This window comes from Streptomyces sp. NPDC051172 (genome assembly GCF_040682555.1).
GTDB lineage: Bacteria > Actinomycetota > Actinomycetes > Streptomycetales > Streptomycetaceae > Streptomyces.
Genome location: NZ_JBFBBE010000026.1, coordinates 24,601 through 44,717, shown reverse-complemented (window position 1 = coordinate 44,717; position 20,117 = coordinate 24,601). Strand labels below are relative to the sequence as shown.

Genomic DNA, 20,117 nt, shown 5'->3' with positions numbered 1-20,117 from the left:
CGCGTGCTCCCGTCGTGGATGGATTCGTCCGGCCGACCGCCGTCGGCGGCCGGTCTGGCTGCAGACGCTCAAGGCGCTGGGGGTCCCCGCGCGCCGCAAGGGGGCGTGGTCACAGGCTCTCCCTGGCCTGCCGGGAGATGTGGCGCAGCGCTGCGGCGAACTCCGCGGCGACGCGCCGCACGGTCGCCGTGTCGTACGTGCCGGGACGGTGGTGCCAGGTGAAGGCGAGGCGGCCGTCCCGGACCGCGCCGACCACCTCCAGCGGGTGCGATCCGCTGTCCCGGGGGTCGTGGTCCTGGCCGAAGGAGCCGTGCTCGGCGCGCACCAGTCCACCGCCGGAGGCGGCGGGGCGGGCGTCCCACTGGCCGAGGTAGTTGAAGACCACCTGCCCGTGGGCCGCGGCGCCGAGCCGCTCGCGCACCTCGGGCGGCCCGAAGGTGCGCAGGGCTCCGAAGCCCAGTCCGTTGCCGGGCACGGAGCGCAGCTGACGGCGCACCGCTTTGACCAGGGCACGCCAGTTCCGGTCGGGACCGAGGTGGTCCGGTTCGGGCACCTGGAGGGCAACCGGGTGGATGGTGGTGAACCAGCCGACCGTCCTGGACAGATCCACGTCGTCGAGCAGGTCTTCGCGGCCGTGCCCTTCGAGGTCCAGGCGGACTCGGTCGCTTCCGGTCCAGCGCGCCAGCGCCAGGGCCAGGGCGGCCAGCAGAACGTCGTTGACGCGGGTGCGGTAGGCGGCCGGCGCGGCCCGCAGCAGTGCTGACGTGTCCTCCTCTCCCAGTTCGACGGTGAGCGTGCCTTCCTCCTGCGCCTGCGCGCCGGGCGCGGAGGCGATCGGCAGCCGGCCGGCGGTCACGGCCTCCTCCCAGTAGGGCAGTTCGTGGTCCAGGCCGCCGTCGGCGACGTGGGCGGCGAGTCTGCGTGCCCAGTCGCGGAAGGAGGTGGTGCGCTCCCCCAGGCTGACGGGTTCACCGCGTGCCGCCTGGCGGTAGGCGGCCTCCAGGTCGTCGGCGAGGATCCGCCAGGACACGGCGTCCACGACCAGGTGGTGCGCGATCAGGAGGAGGAAGGCCGAACCGTCGCCCTCTCCCGCGCCCGCAGCCGCCGTGGTTCCGCCCGCCCCCGCGCCGGTGAACAGCGCCGCCCTCAGCAGCGGGCCCCGGGCCAGGTCGAAGCCGCTGTGCAGGGCGTCGGCGGCCTTCTGCATGGCCGTGTCGGCCTCGTCGGCGGACAGGCCCGTCAGGTCGTGCCGGACGAGGGGCGCCTGGGTCTTTCCCGGCGGCGGGTTGAACTGGTGCCAGCCGTCGGAGTCCTTGGTGAAGCGCATGCGCAGCGCGTCATGGTGTTCCAGCAGGGCGTTCAGGGCGGCGGTGAGGGCGGCCGGGTCGGGCGCGCCGTCGAGTTCCAGCAGCGTCGACTGGTTGAAGTGGGTGTGGTCGGCGCGCGGTGTCGTCAGGAACCACTCCTGGATCGGGGTGAGAGGCACCGCGCCGGTCACCGGTCCGTCACCGGTGTGCTTGGGCGCGGTGCCGGCGACGGTGGCCAGTTCGGCGACGGTCTGGTGGGTGAACAGGTCCCTGGTGGCCAGGTGCAGGCCCTCGCGCCGCAGCCTGGATACCACCTGCATGCTCAGGATCGAGTCGCCGCCGAGGTGGAAGAAGTTGTCGTCCACGCCGATGTCCTCCACGCCGAGGACGTCGGTCCAGACCCGGGCGATGCGGTGCTCGGTGTCGGTCCGGGGTGCGGTGCGCGGGCCGGTGGCGGTGTGCGCGGGGCCGGGTGCGGGCAGGGCCCGCCGGTCCGTCTTGCCGTTGGGGGTCAGCGGCAGCCGCTCCAGCGGAACGTACACGGCCGGGACCATGTGCGGGGGCAGCAGCGTGGCCAGGTGCTCGCGCAGGGCGGCGACGGGCAGCCCGCCGACGTCACCGTCGGCGGGGACGACGTACGCCACCAGCCGCCCGGGACCTTTGGACGGTTGTCCGTCGGGGCCGTCGGCGCGTACGACGACCACCGCGTCGCGCACGTGCGGGCTGCGGCGCAACGCGCTCTGCGTCTCGCCCGGCTCGATCCGGAAGCCACGCAGTTTGATCTGGTCGTCCGCACGTCCGACGAAGCGCAGTTCGCCGTCGGCGCCCCAGCGCACCAGGTCACCGGTGCGGTACATCCGGTCGCCCGCCGCACCGAACGGGTCGGCGACGAACCGCCGGGCGGTCAGGCCCGGCCGGCCGAGGTAGCCGCGGGCCAGGCCCGGCCCCGCCACGTACAGTTCCCCGGTCACGCCGGGCGGAACGGGGCGCAGGGCCGCGTCCAGGACGTAGACGCGGGTGGCGCCGGCCGGGCGGCCGATCGGCGGGGCGTCGCCTCCTGGGCTCAGTGGGCCGGTCCAGGTGGCGACCACGGTGGCCTCGGTGGGCCCGTAGGAGTTGATCATCCGGCGGCCGGGCGCCCACCGTTCCACGAGGTCGGACGGGCACGCCTCGGCGCCCACGATCAGGGTGCGCAGGTGCGGCAGGGCTTTGGAGGTCTCCGGCTCCACGGTGGCCAGAGCGGCCGGCGGGACGAGGGTGTGGCTGATGCGGCGTTCGGCGAGTACCTGGGCCAGCCGCTCGCCGACCAGCGGTCCTTCCTCCCCCGTCACCAGGGCGGCACCGCTGAGCAGGGAGACGCACAGTTCGAGTACGGAGGCGTCGAAGCTGGGTGACGCGAACTGGAGCACCCGGTCGCCGGGGCCCGCCGCGTATCGCCGCGCGGCGGCTGTGGCGAAGCCCGCCAGGCCCCGGTGCGTCACCACGACTCCCTTCGGGGTCCCGGTGGAGCCGGAGGTGTAGATGACGTAGGCCGGATGGTCGGCGGTGAGGGCAGTGGTGCGGTCCGCGTCGGTGGGCGCGGTGTCCGGGCCGCCCACCGCCCAGACGTCCGCCGGGTCGGCGAGGACCACGCGGGCGCCCGCGTCACGCACCATGAACTCCCGCCGCTGCTCGGGATAGTCGGGGTCCACGGGCAGGAAGGCGCCGCCCGCCTTGGCGACGGCGAGCTGCGCCACCACCGTCTCGGCGGCTCGGGGCAGGGCCAGGGCGACGATCTCCTCGGGTCCGACCCCGCGGGCGATCAGCCGGTGGGCGAGCCGGTTGGCGGCGCGGTCCACGTCCGCGTACGACAACTGCCGTTCCCCGTCCACAAGAGCGACGGCGTCGGGTGTGCCGGTCACCTGCCGCTCGAACAGCTCCGGCAGTGTCGCCGCCGGTACCGGCCGGGCCGTGCCCCGGCCCCGGCCCCGCTCCAGGAGGGCCTTGAGTTCCTCGTCGGAGGCGAGCGGCAGGGCGCCGAGGGGGCGGTGCGGGTCGTCGGCCACGGCGGTCAGCAGCGTGGCGAGCTGGTCGGCCATGTGCCCGGCCGTGGCCGCGTCGAACAGGTCGGTGTTGTAGGTGAGCAGACCGTCCAGGGCGCCGGAGTCCGTCTCGGCGAACTCCAGGGTGAGGTCGAACGCGGCGTGCTCGAGCTCCGTCTCGACGGCGGCCACCTCAAGGCCCGGCAGGTCCAGGCCGGCCGCCGGGATGTTCTGCAGGACGACCATCACCTGGAAGAGCGGGGTGCGGCTGGTGTCGCGCACCGGTCGCACCTCGTCCACCACCTGCTCGAACGGCACCTCCTGGTGGGCGAAGGCGTCCAGTACGGTCCGCCGGACGTCGTCGAGGAACTCGGGGAAGGGACGGTCGGCGTCGACGTGCGAGCGCAGCACCAGGGTGTTGACGAAGAACCCGATCAGCTGCTGGATCTCGGCCTGTTCGCGGCCGGAGGTGACGGTGCCGACGGCGATGTCCCGGCCGCCGCTCAGCCGGGCGAGGAAGGTCTGGGCGGCGGCGACCAGGGTGGTGAAGAGGGTGGCTCCGCGGTCCCGGCCGACCTGCGCGAGACGGCGGGCGGTGCGGGGCGGCAGGGTCAGCCGGGCGGTCGCCCCGGACCGGGTGCGGACCGGCGGGCGCGGCCGGTCGGTGGGCAGCTCCAGCGGCTCGATGTTCGCCAACTGTGCTTTCCAGTAGGCCAGTTGTTGTTCACCGGCACTCGTGGTGCGCTGCCATTGCGCGTAGTCGGCGTACTGGACCGGCAGTGCCGGCAGAGGCCCGGTGGCCGGGTCGAGCTCGGCCCGGTACAGGTGGGCGAGGTCGCCGGTGAGGACGGCGGTCGACCAGCCGTCGGTGATGATGTGGTGCAGTGAGAGGGCCAGGACGTGGTCGTCGTCGGCCAGGCGTATCAGGCCGGTGCGCAGCAGCGGACCTTCACGCAGGTCGAACGGGCGAGCGCGGTCTGCCGCGAGCAGTTCCTCCAGGCGGGCCGTGCGGTCGTCCTCGGGCAGCCCGGACAGGTCGTCGAGTGGCAGCGGCACCGGGCGCGGCGGGTGGACGATCTGGACTCCCTGGCCGTCCACCGTGTCGAAGGTGGTGCGCAGCGACTCGTGCCGGGCCACCAGCTTGCCCAGGGCCGCCGTGAGGGCGCGGATGTCGAGCCGGCCGCGCAGGCGCAGTGCCAGGGCGGTGACGTACTCGGTGCCGCCGGGCGCGAACTCCTCCAGGAACCACAGGCGTTGCTGCGCGTACGACATCGGCGCCGCCGCTTCCCGGGCCACCGGCACGATCGCGGGAGCGGTCCCGTCGGCGGTCCGGTCGCCGGTGAGCAGCGCGGCGAGCGCGGCGGGCGTCGGGTGGGTGAACACCGCGCGTGGGGAGAGCGTGGTGCCGAACTCCTCGGCCAGGCGGGAGGCGAGGCGGATGCTGAGGATGGAGTCGCCGCCCAGCGCGAAGAAGTCGTCCTCCACGCCCGGGGGTGGTCCGCCGAGCACGTCCGCGAAGACGTCGACGGTACGGCGTTCGGCCCCGGTGCGCGGCACGCTGCCCTCGCCCTGTGCCGCGTCGGTGTCCGGCTCCGGTGCCGGGAGCGCTGCCTGGTCCACCTTGCCGTTGCCGCTCAGCGGGAGCTCCGCCAGCGCGACGAACGCGGAGGGCACCAGGTAGTCGGGAAGCGTGCGTCGTGCGTACGCGCGCAGCTCTTCGGGGTCGTCCCCGGCCGGGCCCACGACGTAGGCGACCAGGCGGCGGGCGCCGGGCCGGTCCTCGCGGGCCACCACGGCCACGTCCGCGACACCGGGGTGGGCCGCCAGCGCTGCCGCCGCCTCGCCGGGTTCCACCCGGAAACCGCGGATCTTCACCTGGTCGTCGGCGCGGCCGAGGAACTCGACGGTGCCGTCCGGGCGGCGCCGGGCCAGGTCTCCGGTGCGGTACATGCGGGCGCCGGGCGGCCCGGCGGGGTCCGCGAGGAAACGGCGGGCGGTCTCGCCGGGGCGGCCCAGGTAGCCGCGCGCCACGCCTTCGCCGGCCACGTACAGCTCGCCCGCGCAGCCCGGCGGAACGGGACGCATCCGCGCGTCCAGGACGTGGACGCGCTTGTCGTCGAGCGGCCGGCCGACGGGCACGGTCGCGGGTACGGCCGCCGCGTCCGTGAGGGCGTGGGAGGTGGCGAAGGTCGTGGTCTCGGTCGGGCCGTAGCCGTCCACCACGGTCAGGCCGGGGCAGGCGGCCAGCACCCGGCGTACGGCCGCCGCGGGGACCACGTCACCGCCGGTCCACACCTGGCGCAGGCCCGCGAAGCAGTCGGGCGCGTCCTGGGCCAGGAGGCGGAAGAGGCCCGCCGTCAGCCACAGGGCGGTCAGCCCGCTCTCGCCATGCGACGCCGTGCCACCGGTCAGCCGCCGCAGCAGGCCCGCCTCCACCGTCTCCCCGGGGGCCACGACCACGCAGCCACCGGTCAGCAGGGGCGCCCACACCTCGAAGGTGGCCGCGTCGAACGCGACCGGCGAGTGCAGCAGCACGCGGGCGCACACCCCGTCGGCGAATCGGCTGTCCGTGGCCAGCGAGACCACGTCGCGGTGGCGTACGGCCACCGCCTTCGGCAGTCCGGTGGAGCCGGATGTGAACATGACGTAGGCCGGCCGGTCCGGATCCGCCGGTACGGCTGCCGGGCCCGCCAGGGGGGCGTGGCGGGCCGCGGCGATGTCCTCGGCGGTGAGCCGGGCCCTGACGCCGGCCTGCGCGAGCATCGTCCGGCGCCGCTCCTCGGGGGCGCGGGCGTCGACCGGGACGTAGGCGCCGCCCGCTTTGAGGACCGCGAGCTGGGCGACGACGAGTTCGGCGCCGTGGTCCATGAGCAGGGCCACCCCGTCCTCGGCGGCCAGGCCGTCGGCGAGCAGGCGGGACGCCACCCGGTCGGACCAGTCGGCGAGTTCGCGGTAGGTCAGCGGCTGGTCGCCGTCGTCCAGCGCGAGGGCGTGCGGGGTGCGGCGGGCCTGGTCGGCGAACAGGTCCACCGGGCTGCTCGGCTGAGCCCGGCGGGCGGTGTTGTTCCACCCCGCCAGCAGCCGCCGGTCCTCGTCGGTGAGCGGTTCGAGGTCGTCCACGTCGCCGTCTAGGCCGTCGGCGAACCTCGTGAGCAGGGCGGCCAGGCGAGCCGTGGCCTGTTCCACCGTGGCGCGGTCGAAGAAGGCGGGATCGTAGGCCAGGTCGAAGCCGAGCCGGTCGGTCAGGTGGGCGCGCAGGCAGAGCGGGAAGGTGGTGGCGTCGTCGGCGCGTACCTCCGCCACGCCCACGCCCGTCCGGGCGGCGGCCGACTCGTCGACCGGGTAGTTCTCGAACACCACCATGCTGTCGAACAGGGCTTCCTTGGCGGGGACTTCGGACAGTGCCTGGATGCGGGCGAGGGCGAGGAAGTCGAAGCGCCGGTCCTCGCTCTGCCGCTCCTGGAGGCCGCGCAGCCAGGGCAGGACACCGCCGGCCCGGACGCTCACGCGGGTGGGCACGGTGTTGATGAACATGCCGATCATGGTGTCGACGCCGGGCAGTTCGGCGGGGCGGCCGGAGACGGTCGTGCCGAACACGACGTCGTCGCGCCCGGCGCAGCGGGCCAGCAGCAGCGCCCAGGCGGCCTGCACCACGGTGTTGACGGTGAGCCCGCCGCGGGCTGCCGTCTCCCGCAGCCGCTGGGACACCTGCTCGTCCAGCTCGTGGTGGACGGACTCGGCGGAGCGGGCCCGGTGGGCCTCGGCGGGGGTGCGGTCGTACGGCAGCGGGGTGCGCTCGGTGAAACCGGCGAGGGTGTCCGCCCAGTGGCGTTCGGCCGCGTTCTCGTCCTGCTCGCGCAGCCAGTGCAGGAAGTCCGCGAACTGCCGCCGCAGGGGCGGTGCTGTGTCGGGGCCGCCGGTGAGCGCGGCGTACCGCTCGCACACCTCGGTGAGCAGTTGGCCGGAGCTCCAGCCGTCCAGGATCAGGTGGTGGGAGGACCACAGCAGCAGGACCTCGTCGTCCGGCAGGGCCGCCAGCGTGATCCGGGTGAGCGGTGCGGCGGTCAGCTCCATGCCCGCCGCGCGGTCCTCGGCGAGCAGTCGCTCGGTCGCCTCCGCCCGCTGCTCGGCCGTCAATGCGCGCCAGTCGAGGTGGGTGACGGGCAGCTCCACCCGGTGGCGCACGACCTGCACGGGCTGCGGCAGGCCCTGCCAGTGGACGCTGGTGCGCAGGGCCGGGGTGCGGTCGGCGACCTGCTGCCAGGCCGCCGCGAATGCCGCGGGGTCGGCCACTCCGGTCAGCCGGACCGCCGTACGGTCGAAGTAGGCACCGGAGGTGTCGACGAGACCGTGGAAAAGCATGCCGGACTGCAGGGGCGTCAGCGGCAGGACGTCCGCCACGTGCCGTCCGTCACCCACCAGCCGGTCGAGCTGTTCCTGGCCCAGGCCGGCAAGGGGGAAGTCGGAGGGGGTGCGGCCGCCCGCGTCCGGGTCCGCGCAGTGCGCCACGATCTCGCGGAGCGCCGCGCACATCTCCTCGGCCAGCTCCCGCACCAGCGACTCGTCGTAGACGGCACTCGGGTACGTCCAGCCCAGTTCGAGCCGGCCTTCCTCGACCACGCCCGTGATGTCCAGCAGGTAGGAGCGGGTCTCGTCCGGGTCGGTGTCCCGGCCGGCCGGCCGGAGCACGGCGCGGTACAGACCCTCCTGCGTGCCGCTGCCCGCGTCCCAGCGGCCGTGGTAGTTGAAGCCGACCTGCGGCGGCGGGGCGTCGGCGAGCGGGCTGTCCGGCAGCAGGTGGCGCAGGGCGCCGTGGCTCAGGCCGCGCAGCGGCACCGCGCGCAGCTGCTCCTTGACCGACCGCAGGGTGGCGCGCCAGTCGGCGTCGGGCGCGACGGTCAGGGCGAGGGGGAACTCCGCGGTGAACCAGCCGACGGTCCGCGACAGGTCCAGGTCCTCGAACAGGTCCTCCCGGCCGTGCCCCTCCACCCCGACGAGGACGGTGTCGCGCTCGCACCAGCGGGCCAGGGTGCGGCCGAGGGCGCTGAGCAACACGTCGTTGACCTGGGTGCGGTAGACCTCGGGGACCTGGCGCAGCAGCGCCTCGGTCTCCTGCGGTGCCAGCGCCACGGTGACGGTGGCGGCGGTGCCGTGGGTGTTGGCGCCGGGCCGTCCTGCGGGCAGGGCGGCCGGGGCGGCGGCGGTGCGTTCCCAGTGGGCGAGGTCGGCGTCCAGGGCGCCGGAGCGCGTGTGCTGTTCCAGCCGCGCCGCCCACTGGCCGTACGCGGTGCCCACCGGGGGGAGGGCGACGGGCCGCCCGGCCGCGGCGGCGCGGTGGGCGGTCTCCAGGTCGGCGAGCAGGATGCGCCAGGACACCCCGTCGACGACCAGGTGGTGCACGGTGATCAGCAGCTGCGCGGGGCGGCGCGGGCCCCGGTCGAAGAGCAGGACACGTACGACCCGGCCCTCCACGGGAGCGAGCGAGGCCTGTGCGTCGTCCGCGGCGCGCTGCACCTCGGCCTCCAGCGCCGCGGCATCCAGGCCGGCCACGTCGTGACGCGTGAACACGCCGTCCGGCGCTTGCGGTAGCACCTCCTGGTGCCAGCCGTCACCGGTGTGCCGGAACCGGGTACGCAGGGCCGGATGGTGGCGCACGAGAGCGTCGGCCGCCTGTTCCAGCGCCGGCAGATCGGTGCCGGGGGCCAGTTCGAGGCGCTGGGTCATGGTGAAGCGCAGCGTGTCGCCGGGGCGGCGGTCGTCGAGGTACCAGCGCTGGATGGGTGTCAGCGGTGCCTCGGCGGGCGGCGCGTCGTCCGTACCGGCCTGTGCTGCGGGCGCCGACTCGCCGACACGGAGGGCGAGTTCGGCGATCGTCTGGTGGCGGAAGACGTCCTTCGTGGTCAGGGCGAGGCCTGCCCGGCGGGCGCGGGAGACGATCTGGATGCTGAGGATGGAGTCGCCGCCGAGCGTGAAGAAGTTGTCCCGGGCACCGATCCGTGCCACGCCCAGCACCTCGGCCCAGATGGCGGCCAGCCGCTCCTCGGTGCCGGGGCGGGGTGCCGTGTAGGGCGTCCCGCCGTCGGGCTGGACGGGCGGTGCGGGAAGTGCGCGGCGGTCGGTCTTGCCGCTGCTGGTGCGCGGGATCCGCGTCAGGGGCACGAACGAGGCGGGCACCATGTGGTCCGGCAGACTCCGCCGCAGCCGCACCCGTAGGGCGTCGGCGGAAGGGGGCCGTTCCCCGGCGGGCACCACGTACGCCACGAGCATGGTGCGCCCGGCGTGTTCGCGGGCGGTCACCGCGGCGTCGGTGACGTCCGGCAGGGCGAGCAGGGCGGCCTCCACCTCGCCGGGCTCGATGCGGAACCCGCGGATCTTGATCTGTTCGTCGGCCCGGCCCAGGAACTCCAGCTTCCCGGACGCGTCCCAGCGTGCGCGGTCGCCGGTGCGGTACATCCGCTCCCCCGGTGCCCCGAACGGGTCGGCGAGGAAACGGGCGGCGGTCAGGCCGGGCCGGTTCAGGTAGCCGCGGGCGACCTGCGCCCCGGCCAGGTACAGCTCGCCGGGGAAACCGGGCGGGACCGGGCGCAGCGCGCCGTCGAGGACGTAGGCGCGCAGGTTGCGGCCGGGGCGGCCGATGACGGGGCGTTCGGGGCGGTCGGCGCAGCGGCCGTAGACGGCGTCGACGGTGGTCTCCGTCGGGCCGTACATGTTGTACGCGGTGACACCGAAGCCGGCCCGGGCCGCGCACAGTTCGGCCCAGGTGTCGGGGCCGACGGCCTCGCCGCCGACCAGCAGCAGGCGGGGGTGGTGGCGGCCGGGGGCGAGGAGGCCTGCGGCGGTGAGTTCGCGGAGGAAGGACGGGGTGACGTTCACCAGGTCCAGTTCCCGCCGGTCGATCTGGGCGCAGAACGCCTCCGGGTCCAGGCGTACGTCCTCGTCGACGAGGTGGATCTCCTGGCCGAGGGCCAGCAGCAGCGGTCCCTCCCAGGAGGTGTCGAAGGAGAAGGAGGCGCTGAGGGCGGCCTTGAGCCGTCGCCCGTCGGCGGTGTGCGGGGCGACGAGTCCTTCCCGGTGGTCGTGGCAGAGGTTGACCAGGTGGCGGTGTTCCACGGTGACGCCTTTGGGGCGGCCGGTGGAGCCGGAGGTGTAGACGATGTAGGCGGCGTTGTCCGGGCGCAGTGGGGTGGTCCGGTCGGCGTCGGTGGGGGCGTGGGCGGGCAGCCGGTCCCAGGGCACCTCGCGCAGGGTGTCGGCCGTCAGGACCGTGTGCGGCGCGGCGTCGGCGAGGAGGAACGCGACGCGCTCCTCGGGCAGGTCGGGGTCGAGGCAGAGGAGGGTGCCCCCCGCCTTGAGGACGGCGAACAGGGCGACCAGGAGTTGCGAGGTGCGCGGCAGCCGCACGGCGATCACGCGTTCGGGGCCCGCGCCCAGGGCGATCAGGTGGTGGGCCAGCCGGTTGGCGCGCTCGTCGAGGGCGCCGAAGGTGAGCGTTTCGTCCCGGGTGACCAGGGCGGTGGCGTCCGGGGTGCGGGCCGCCTGTGCCTCGAAGAGGGCGGGGAAGGTGCTGTCCGCCGCGGGCAGGCGTCCGCCCTGCCACTCGTCGAGCACCTGCCGTCGTTCGGCGTCCGTGAGCAACGACAGGGCGCGGGCGGCCCGGTGCGGGTCCTCGGCCACCGCTTCCAGCAGCAACGTCAGTCGCCCGGCGAGGCGTTCGGCGGTGGCCGCGTCGAACAGGCCGGTGTCGTACTCCAGGTAGCCGGTGACGCCGCCATCGCTCTCCACGAAGTCGAAGGCGAGGTCGAAGGCGGCGTGCCGGACCGGCGGCAGGAGCGGTTCGACGTCCAGCCCCGGCAGGCCGGGCGCCTCGGCGCCCAGGTTGTGCAGCGCCACCATCACCTGGAACAGCGGGGTGCGGCTGGTGTCCCGCTCGGGCTGCAGGGCGTCCACCAGCTTCTCGAACGGCACCTCCTGGTGCGCGAACGCGTCCAGGACGGTGGTGCGGACCCGCCCCAGCAGTGCGCGGAACGACAGGCCGGGCTCCACCCGGTTGCGCAGCACCAGGGTGTTGACGAACATGCCGACCACGTCGTGGAGTTCGGGGTGCTCCCGGCCCGCCGTGACCGTGCCGACAGTGATGTCCTCCTGGTCCGCCCAGCGCGAGAGCAGGACCGTGCAGGCCGTCAGCAGGGTCATGTAGAGGGTGGCGTCGGCCTCGCGGCCCCGCTCGCGCAGCCGCTCGGTGAGCGCGGCGGGGAGGGTGAAGGTCACCAGCGCGCCTTCGCGCGTAGGGACGGCGGGCCGCGGCCGGTCGGTGGGCGGCTCCAGCGGGGTGATCCCGTCCAGCGTGTCCCGCCAGTAGGCGAGTTGCTTCTCCACGTGGTCGGTGCGGGCGCGCTGCCAGGTGGCGTGGTCGGTGTACCGGACAGGCAGGTGCGGCAGCCGGGGCGCCCGGCCCTCGAGGGCGGCCGCGTACAGCTCGCCCAGGTCCCGGCCGAGCACACCGACGGACCAGCCGTCGGTGACGATGTGGTGGACGGCCAGGACCAGCACGTGCTCGTCGCCGGCCAGGCGCGCGAGACGCGCCCGCAGCAGAGGTCCGGTGCTCAGGTCGAAGGGAACGGCGGCCTCGCGTTCCACGAGGGCGTCCAGCCCGTCGCGGGCGCCGGTGAGGTCGTCCAGCGGCAGGTCCACCGGGTGGGGCGGGTGCACGATCTGCCTCGCGTGACCGTCCCTTTCGGCGAAGGTGGTGCGCAGCGCCTCATGGCGGGCGACCAGGCCGTCGAGGGCGGCTCGCAGGGCGGCCTCGTCGAGCGGGCCGCGCAGGCGCAGCACGGACAGCGTCGTGTACTCGGTGCTGCCCGGTTCGAAGCGGTCGAGGAACCACAGCCGCTGCTGCGCGTACGACAGCGGTGCCGGGGTGCCGGGGTCCGCGACCGGGATGACGTCGGCCGGTGTGGTGCCGCTGTCCGCCGGGTCACCGAGTGCGGCGGCCAGGGCGGACACCGTCGGGTGGGTGAACAGCAGCCGGGGTGAGACGTCCGTGCCGAAGGCGGCGCGCAGCCGCGAGACGACCCGGACGGCGAGGATCGAGTCGCCGCCGAGGGCGAAGAAGTCGTCGTCGGCTCCGACCTCGCCGGTGTCGAGCACGTCCGCCCAGGCGGCGGCGACCGCCCGCTCGGCGGGGGTGCGCGGCGCGCTGTGCGCGGTGCCCGTGGCGAAGCCGTCCGGTCCGGGGGCCGGCAGTGCACGGCGGTCGAGCTTGCCGTTGACGGTCAGCGGCAGGGCCGCCAGCGGTACGTAGGCGGCGGGCACCATGTGCGCGGGCAGCAGCCGCTCCAGATGGCCGCGGAGTTCGGCGGCGGACGGCGGTTCGGCGCCGCCGCGGCCGACGACGTGGGCCACCAGCCGCCGGGTTCCGGAGGCGTCCTCGTAGACACCCACGGCCGCCTCACCCACCCCGGGGTGGGTGTGCACAGCCGCCTCGATCTCGCCGGGCTCGATGCGGTAGCCGCGGATCTTCACCTGCTGGTCGGCGCGGCCCAGGTACTCCAGCGTGCCGTCGGCCCGTCGGCGGGCCCGGTCGCCGGTGCGGTACATCCGCGTCCCGGGCGCGCCGAACGGGTCGGCGAGGAAACGCGTCGCGGTCAGGCCGGCTCTGTTCAGATAGCCGCGGGCCAGGCCCTCCCCCGCCACGTACAGCTCGCCCACCGCGCCGGACGGTACGGGGGCCAGAGCGTCGTCGAGGAGGTAGACCCTCAGGTCGGGGATGCCGGTGCCGATCGGACTCGCGGTGCCCGTGCGGGCCGTCGTGCGGTCCAGCGGCGCGTATGTGACGTGCACGGTGGTCTCGGTGATGCCGTACATGTTGACCAGGCGCGGCGCGGTGTCGTGGTGGCGGGTGTACCAGTCGGCGAGCCGGGCCACGTCCAGGGCCTCGCCGCCGAAGACCACCGTGCGCAGGGCGAGGCGTGCGCCGAGTTCGGGGTGCTCGGCGTCCGCGCGGGCCAGGGGGTAGAAGGCGGACGGGGTCTGGTTGAGGACGGTGACGCGTTCGTCGGCGAGCAGGCGCAGGAAGTCCTCCGGGGAGCGCGTGGTGTCGTCGGGGACGACGACGAGGCGGCCGCCGTGCAGCAGGGCTCCCCACAACTCCCAGACGGAGAAGTCGAAGGCGTAGGAGTGGAACAGCGTCCACACGTCCGTCTCGTCGAATCCGAACCAGTGGCGGGTGCGGGTGAACAGGCGGACGACGTTGGCGTGCGGGACGACCACGCCCTTGGGCCGGCCGGTGGAGCCGGAGGTGTAGATGGCGTAGGCGGGGCTCTCGGGCAGGGGGCGGCGGGCCGGGGCGGGGCCCGTGGAGGGGCGGCCGGCGAGGTCGGCCGGCACGCCGGGAGCGTCCAGGACCAGGAGCGGGACGGTGGTGCCGGGTGCGCGTCCGGCGGCCTCGGTGGTGGTCACCAGGGTGACCGGGGCGGCGTCGTCCAGCAGGTGGGCGATGCGTTCGGCGGGCAGCTTCGGGTCGATGGGCAGGTAGGCGGCGCCCGTCTTCAGCACGGCCAGGATCGCCACGACCAGGTCGGTGGAGCGGGGCAGGGCCAGTGCCACGAACCGTTCGGGTCCGGCGCCGGCCTCGGCCAGCCGGTGGGCGAGGCGGCCGGCCGCCGCGTCGAGCGTGGCGTAGTCGAGGCGGTCGGCGCCGCAGCTGACGGCGGTGGCACCGGGGGCGCGGGCGGCCTGGGCCTCGAAGAGGTCCACCAAGGTGTCCGCGGGGCGGCCCCGCTCGGTGCCGTTGACGTCGACCAGCATGCGCCGCCGTTCCCCGGCGGTCGTCCATGCCAGGGCACGCAGCGGCCGGCCGGGTGCCTGGGCGAACTCCGTGAGCAGCAGGCGCAGCCGGTCGGCGAGCGCCCGTACGGTGTCGGCGTCGAACAGGTGCGGGTCGTAGGCGAGGTCGTAGCCGAGCCGTTCGCCCTGGTAGGCGCGCAGCACCAGGGGGTAGTTGGTGGCGTCCCGGGAGGTGACGTCCACCAGGCGGATGCCGGAGCCGGAGGCGCGGGCCTCGTCGAAGGGGTAGTTCTCGAAGGCGACCATGCTGTGGAAGAGCGGGGTGCCGGACGGCACGTCGCTCAGGGCGGTGAGTTCGGCGAGGGAGGCGGCTGGGAAACGCCTCGACTCGGCCTGGCCGGCCTGGAGTTCGCGCAGCCACTCGACGGCCGTGCGGTGGCCCTCGACCCGGACGCGGGTGGGCACCGTGTTGATGAACATGCCCACCATCGACTCCACGCCCGGCAGTTCCTCGGGGCGTCCGGAGACGGTGGTGCCGAACACCACGTCCGGCTCGGCGCTGTAGCGGGCCAGCAGCAGCGCCCAGGCGCCCTGCACGACGGTGTTCACGGTCAGCCCGGCGTCGCGGGCGGTACGGGCCAGAGTCGCGGACACCGCGTCGGACAGTCCGGCCGTGTGGACGTCCGCCGACCGGGCCTCGTGCCCGCCGGTCGGGGGGCGGTCGAAGGGCAGCGGGGTGGGGGTGGCGAATCCGGCGAGGGCTTGCCGCCAGTGCGCCCGTGCGGCCTCGGCGTCCTGGCCGGCCAGCCAGCGCACGTAGTCGGCGAAGGGCCGGCGCACGGGCGGGCTCGGCTCGCTTCCGGCGGTGAGCGCCGCGTACTCCTCGCACACCTCCGTCAGCACCTGGGCCAGGCTCCAGCCGTCGAGTATGAGGTGGTGGGAGGTCCACAGCAGATGCAGTCGGGCTTCGGGCAGGCGGACGAGGGTGAGCCGCATCAGCGGGGCCGCGGCGAGGTCGATGCCGCGGGCGAGGTCGTCGGCGCGGAGCCGGGCGAAGCGGTCGGCGCGCTCCCCCTCGGGGACGTCCCGCCAGTCCAGCCGGGTGACCGGCACGCGGACGTCGCGGTGAACGACCTGGAGCGGCGCGGGCACGTCCTGCCACACCACCGAGGTCCGCAGCGCGGGCGTGCGGTCGGTGACCCGCTGCCAGGCCACGGCGAAGGCGTGCGGGTCGGCCACGCCGGCCAGGAGCAGGGCGGCCTGGTCCACGTACACGTCCTCGGCTCCGCCGACCAGGCGGTGGAAGAGCATGCCCTCCTGCAGCGGGGTGAGCGGAAGCAGGTCCTCCACCGTGCGGCCGTCGCCCACCAGCCGGTCCACGGCGGCCTGGTCCAGGCGGGCCAGGGGGAAGTCGGAGGGGGTGCGGCCGCCCGCGTCGGGGCGGGCACAGTGCTCGGCGATCGCGGCCAGCGCGGCCACCATGCCGTCCGCCAGGTTCCGCACGGTGTCCGTGTCGTGCGTGTGGTCGCTGTAGTGCCAGGTGATCTCCAGCTCGCCGTCGACGACGACGGCCGAGACGTCGAGCAGGTGGTCCAGGGGTTCGTCGGCCGCCATGTCCCTGCCGGGCACCTCGGCGGCCGGTGCGAAGTCCTCTCCGGGGCTCGCATCCCACTGCCCGTGGTAGTTGAAGCACACCGGGGGAAGCGGCACCTCTCGCAGGGCGCGGGCTGCCGGAGCGGGTGAGCCGAGGCGGGCCAGCGCCTCGTGGCTCAGTCCGCGCCGGGGCACGGCCCGCAGCCGCTCCTTCACGGCCTTCAGCGTGCCGCCCCAGTCGGGTGCGGAGGGCGGACCGGCCGGGGTGAGGGTGACGGGGTACTGGGTGGTGAACCAGCCCACCGTGCGGGACAGGTCCACGTCCTCGAAGAGCCGGTCCTCGCGCCCGTGGCCCTCCAGGGCGACGGTCACCCGCTCGGCGCCCGTCCAGTCGGTGAGGACCCGGCTCAGCGCGCTCAGCAGGACGTCGTTGACCTGCGTGCGGTAGGCGGCGGGCACCCGGCGGAGCAGCGCCTCGGTGGTGGCGCGGTCCACCCGGGTACGGACCGTGCGCACGGATCCGGCGAGCGCTGTCCCGGGGCGGTCCACGGGCAGTGGGGTCCGTGGCCCGGCGGCCTCGGCCGTCCAGTACGGCAGGTCGTCGTCGAGGTCACCGGCCCGCACCCGGCGGGACAGGTCCGCGGCCCAGTCGGTGAACGCCGAGGGGACGGGCTCCAGTTGCACCGGTTCACCCGCCGTCGCCTGCCGGTAGGCCAGCTCCAGGTCGGCGAGGAGGATGCGCCAGGAGACGCTGTCCACGGCCAGGTGGTGGGCGGTGAGGAAGAGCTGAGGTCGTTCACCGGGCGGTGGCAGCAGCAGCGCGGCGCGCAGGAGTGCACCCGTCTCCGGGTCCAGGGCCGCGCGGGCGGCGTCGGCGGCCCCGACACGGGCGGCCGGGAGGTCGGCGGCGCCGGTCAGGTCGTGGCGGGTCGTCAGCCCGGTGGCCGGGCCCTCGCCGGGGTGCTGCGACCAGGTGTCGCCGCGGCGGGCGAAGCGGGTGCGCAGGGCCGGGTGGTGGGCGGCCAGCGCGTCGACGGCGCGTTCCAGCGCGGGCTCGTCGATGTCGTACGGCAGGTCGACGAGCATCGACATGCTGAAGTGCCGCGGGCGGCCGTGCCGGTCGCTGTGCGTGGCGAAGTACCAGTCCTGGACCGGGGTCAGCGGGGCGGGCCCCTCCTGCCGCGTCCGGCGGGGCGCGGGCATCTCGGCGGTGCGCCGGGACGCCGCGGCGGCCAGGTCCGCGACGGTCTGGTGGCGGAAGACGTCCCGCGAGGTCAGGCGCAGGCCGGCGGCGCGGGCGCGGGAGACGGCCTGGATGCTGAGGATCGAGTCGCCGCCGAGTTCGAAGAAGTTGTCGGTGACGCCCACTCTCCCGACGCCCAGCACCTCCGCCCAGATCCCGGCCAGGGTCTCCTCGTCGGGGGTGCGCGGTGCGACGAACTCCCGCTCGCGCGGCTGCGCGTCGACGTCGGGGGCGGGCAGGGCACGGCGGTCCAGCTTGCCGCTGGTGGTCAGCGGCAGCGCGTCGAGGACGGTGAACGACGACGGCACCATGTGGTCGGGCAGGACCCGGCGGCAGGCCGCCCGCAGCTGTGCGGCGGCGGGCGGCTTCGCGCCCTGTCGGGGTACGACGTAGGCGGCCAGCCGCAGGTGGCCGTGCGTGTCCGCGACCGCGACGACCGCGGCGCCGGTGAGGTCCGGCAGGTCGAGCAGTGCCGCCTCCACCTCGCCCGGCTCGATGCGGTGGCCGCGCACCTTCACCTGGTCGTCGGTGCGCCCGAGGTAGTCGACGCGCCCGTCGGCGGTCCAGCGGGCCAGGTCGCCCGTGCGGTACATGCGGGTTCCGGGCGGACCGAACGGGTCGGCGAGGAAACGCGCGGCGGTCAGCCCGGGGCGACCCGCGTAGCCGCGGGCCAGCTGCTCGCCGGCCAGGTACAGCTCGCCGCCGACACCGGGCGGCACCGGCTGGAGGCGGTCGTCGAGGACGTAGGCGCGCACGTGGGGCAGCGGCCGGCCCACCAGCGGACGTCCCTCGCCCTCGATACGGCAGGCCAGGGCGTCGACCGTGCACTCGGTGGGTCCGTAGAAGTTGTACGAGGCCACGTCCCGGTGGCCGGCCAGCTCCCGCCACAGGTCGGGGCCGATCGCCTCGCCGCCGAGCATCAGCACGCGCGGGCGGTGCCGCGGGTCGGTGAGCAGTCCGGCGGGCAGCAGCTGGCGCAGGTAGGACGGGGTCAGGTCGAGGAAGTCGATGCGGTGCTCGACGACGTACTCCACCAGGGCGGCGGCATCGAGCCGGGTCGTCTCGTCGACCAGGTGCAGCGGGTGGCCGTCGGCCATCAGCAGCACGCCCTCCAGCGAGGTGTCGAAGGAGAACGACGCGGTCAGCGCCACTCGCAGCGGGCCTCCGCCCGCGTCGGCGACGAAGCCCGCACGGTGCGCCGCCAGCAGGTGGGTGAGCGAGCGGTGCGTCACGGCGACGCCTTTGGGGCGGCCGGTGGAGCCGGAGGTGTAGAGGACGTACGCGGTGGTGTCCGGGGCCGGAGGCACGACCGGGTCGGTGTCCGGCAGGGTCGCGGGCACCGCGCGCAGTGCGGCCTCGTCCAGTACCAGGGCGGGGCGGGCGTCGTCGAGCAGGAACCGGACGCGTTCCTCGGGCAGGGCGAGGTCGAGGGGCAGGTAGCCGGCGCCGGACTTCCACACGGCGAGCATCGCCACGATCATGTCCGCGGTGCGCGGCAGACGGAGCGCGACCAGCTGTTCGGGGCCGGCGCCCTGGGCGACGAGGTGGCGGGCCAGCCGGTTGGCGCGGGCGTTGAGGGTCGCGTAGTCGAGGCGGTCGTCCCCGGCGACCAGGGCGGTGGTGTGCGGGGTGCGGGCCGCCTGCCGGGCGAGGAGCTCCGGGTGGGTGGTGGTGGGGACGGGCGGCGCGGTGGCGTTCCACGTGTCCGTGACGCGCCGGGCCTCCCCCGGGGTGAGCAGGGGCAGTGTGCCCAGCGGGCGGTCCGGTGCGGTGGCCGCGCCCTGCAGGATGCGCAGCAGTTGGCCGGCCATCCGCTCGGCGGTGGCGGAGTCGAACAGGTCGGTGCGGTGCTCCAGGAGGCCGGTCAGCCCGTCCCCGTCGGGGACGAACTCCACGCTGAGGTCGAAGGTGGACGCCTGCCGGGGTACGGCGACCGGGGCGGTGGCCAGATCACGCAGGGCGGGTGCGGCAGGCGGGGCCGGGTGCAGCAGGACCATCACGTCGAACAGGGGGTTGCGGCCCGCCTCGCGCGTGGCGCCCACGGCCTCCACCAGCCGCTCGAACGGCGTGTCGCCGTGCGCGAAGGCGTCGTTGACGGTGGTTGCGGCGGCCCCGAGCAGGTCGCGGAAGGAGCCGGCGGTGTCCACGGGGGTGCGCAGGACGACGGTGTGGGCGAAGAAGCCGACGGCGCGTTCCAGGTCGGTGCGGGAGCGGCCCGGGGTCAGGGAGCCGACGGTGATGTCGTCCTGCCCGGACCAGCGGGCCAGCAGGGTCTGGCAGGCGGCGAGCAGGGACGTGAACAGAGTGGTGTGCTGCTCGGCCGCCAGCTCGCGCAGCCGTGCGGTGACGTCCACGGGCACGGTGAAGGTGTGCACGGCTCCCACCCCGGACTCCTCCCCGTCGCGGGGGCGGTCGAGCGGCAGCCGCGGCGGCACGGCTCCGGACAACTGCTCGGTCCAGTAGGCGAGTTCGCGCTCCAGGCGTGGGCCGGTGAGCTGTTCGCGCTGCCACGCGGCGAAGTCGGGGTACTGCGTCGCCACCGGCCCCGGCGTCGGGGCCGTGCCCCGGGACAGGGCGTCGTAGGCGGAGCACAGCTCCTCCAGCACGACACCCATCGACCAGCCGTCGGTGACTATGTGATGCGCCGTCAGCATGAGCGTGTGCGCGGTGTCCGACTCGCGCAGGAGCAGGGCGCGCAGGAGCGGACCGGTGCAAAGGTCGAAGGGACGCTCGTACTCGGCAAGCAGGGCGGCCTCCAGGGCGGACGACGGGGTGTCGGTCACCGGCAGCGGCACCGGGGCCGCCGGGCGCACCCTCTGCACCGGCCGGCCGTCGCTCTCCTCGAACGTGGTGCGCAGCGCCTCGTGCCGCTCGACGACGAGGTCCAGCGCGCGGCTGAGGGCGGTGTGGTCCAGCCGGCCCGTCAGGCGCAGCGCGACGGCGCTGTTGTAGCGGGCGTCGCCGGGCCGCAGCCGGTCCAGGAACCACAGCCGCTGCTGGGCGAAGGACAGCGGCAGCGGCCGGGAGCGGTCGGCGCGCGGGATGCCCGGGCGTGCGGCGCCCGGCGTGTTCCCGGCCCGGCCGGCGAGGCGGCGGCGCATCGCCTCCTGAAGGTCCGCAGGGAGGGCGTTGGTGCGGTCTCGCTTCGAAGACGTCATGGTCGTCCGG

At 75.0% G+C, this 20,117-nt stretch carries 1 protein-coding gene; it reads right to left on the bottom strand.

Translation table 11 applies throughout. From position 1 onward, the window contains the following. Nucleotides 1–109 precede the first annotated feature (109 nt). Complete coding sequence (locus AB0N07_RS17945) at nucleotides 110–20,107, bottom strand: non-ribosomal peptide synthase/polyketide synthase (protein WP_365835970.1); 19,998 nt, start codon at nucleotides 20,105–20,107, stop codon at nucleotides 110–112. Nucleotides 20,108–20,117: the final 10 nt, after the last annotated feature.

Coding starts and splice junctions, on each gene's coding strand:
- AB0N07_RS17945 (WP_365835970.1), bottom strand. CDS start 20,107: ATGACGTCTTCGAAGCGAGACCGCACCAACGCCCTCCCTGCGGACCTT.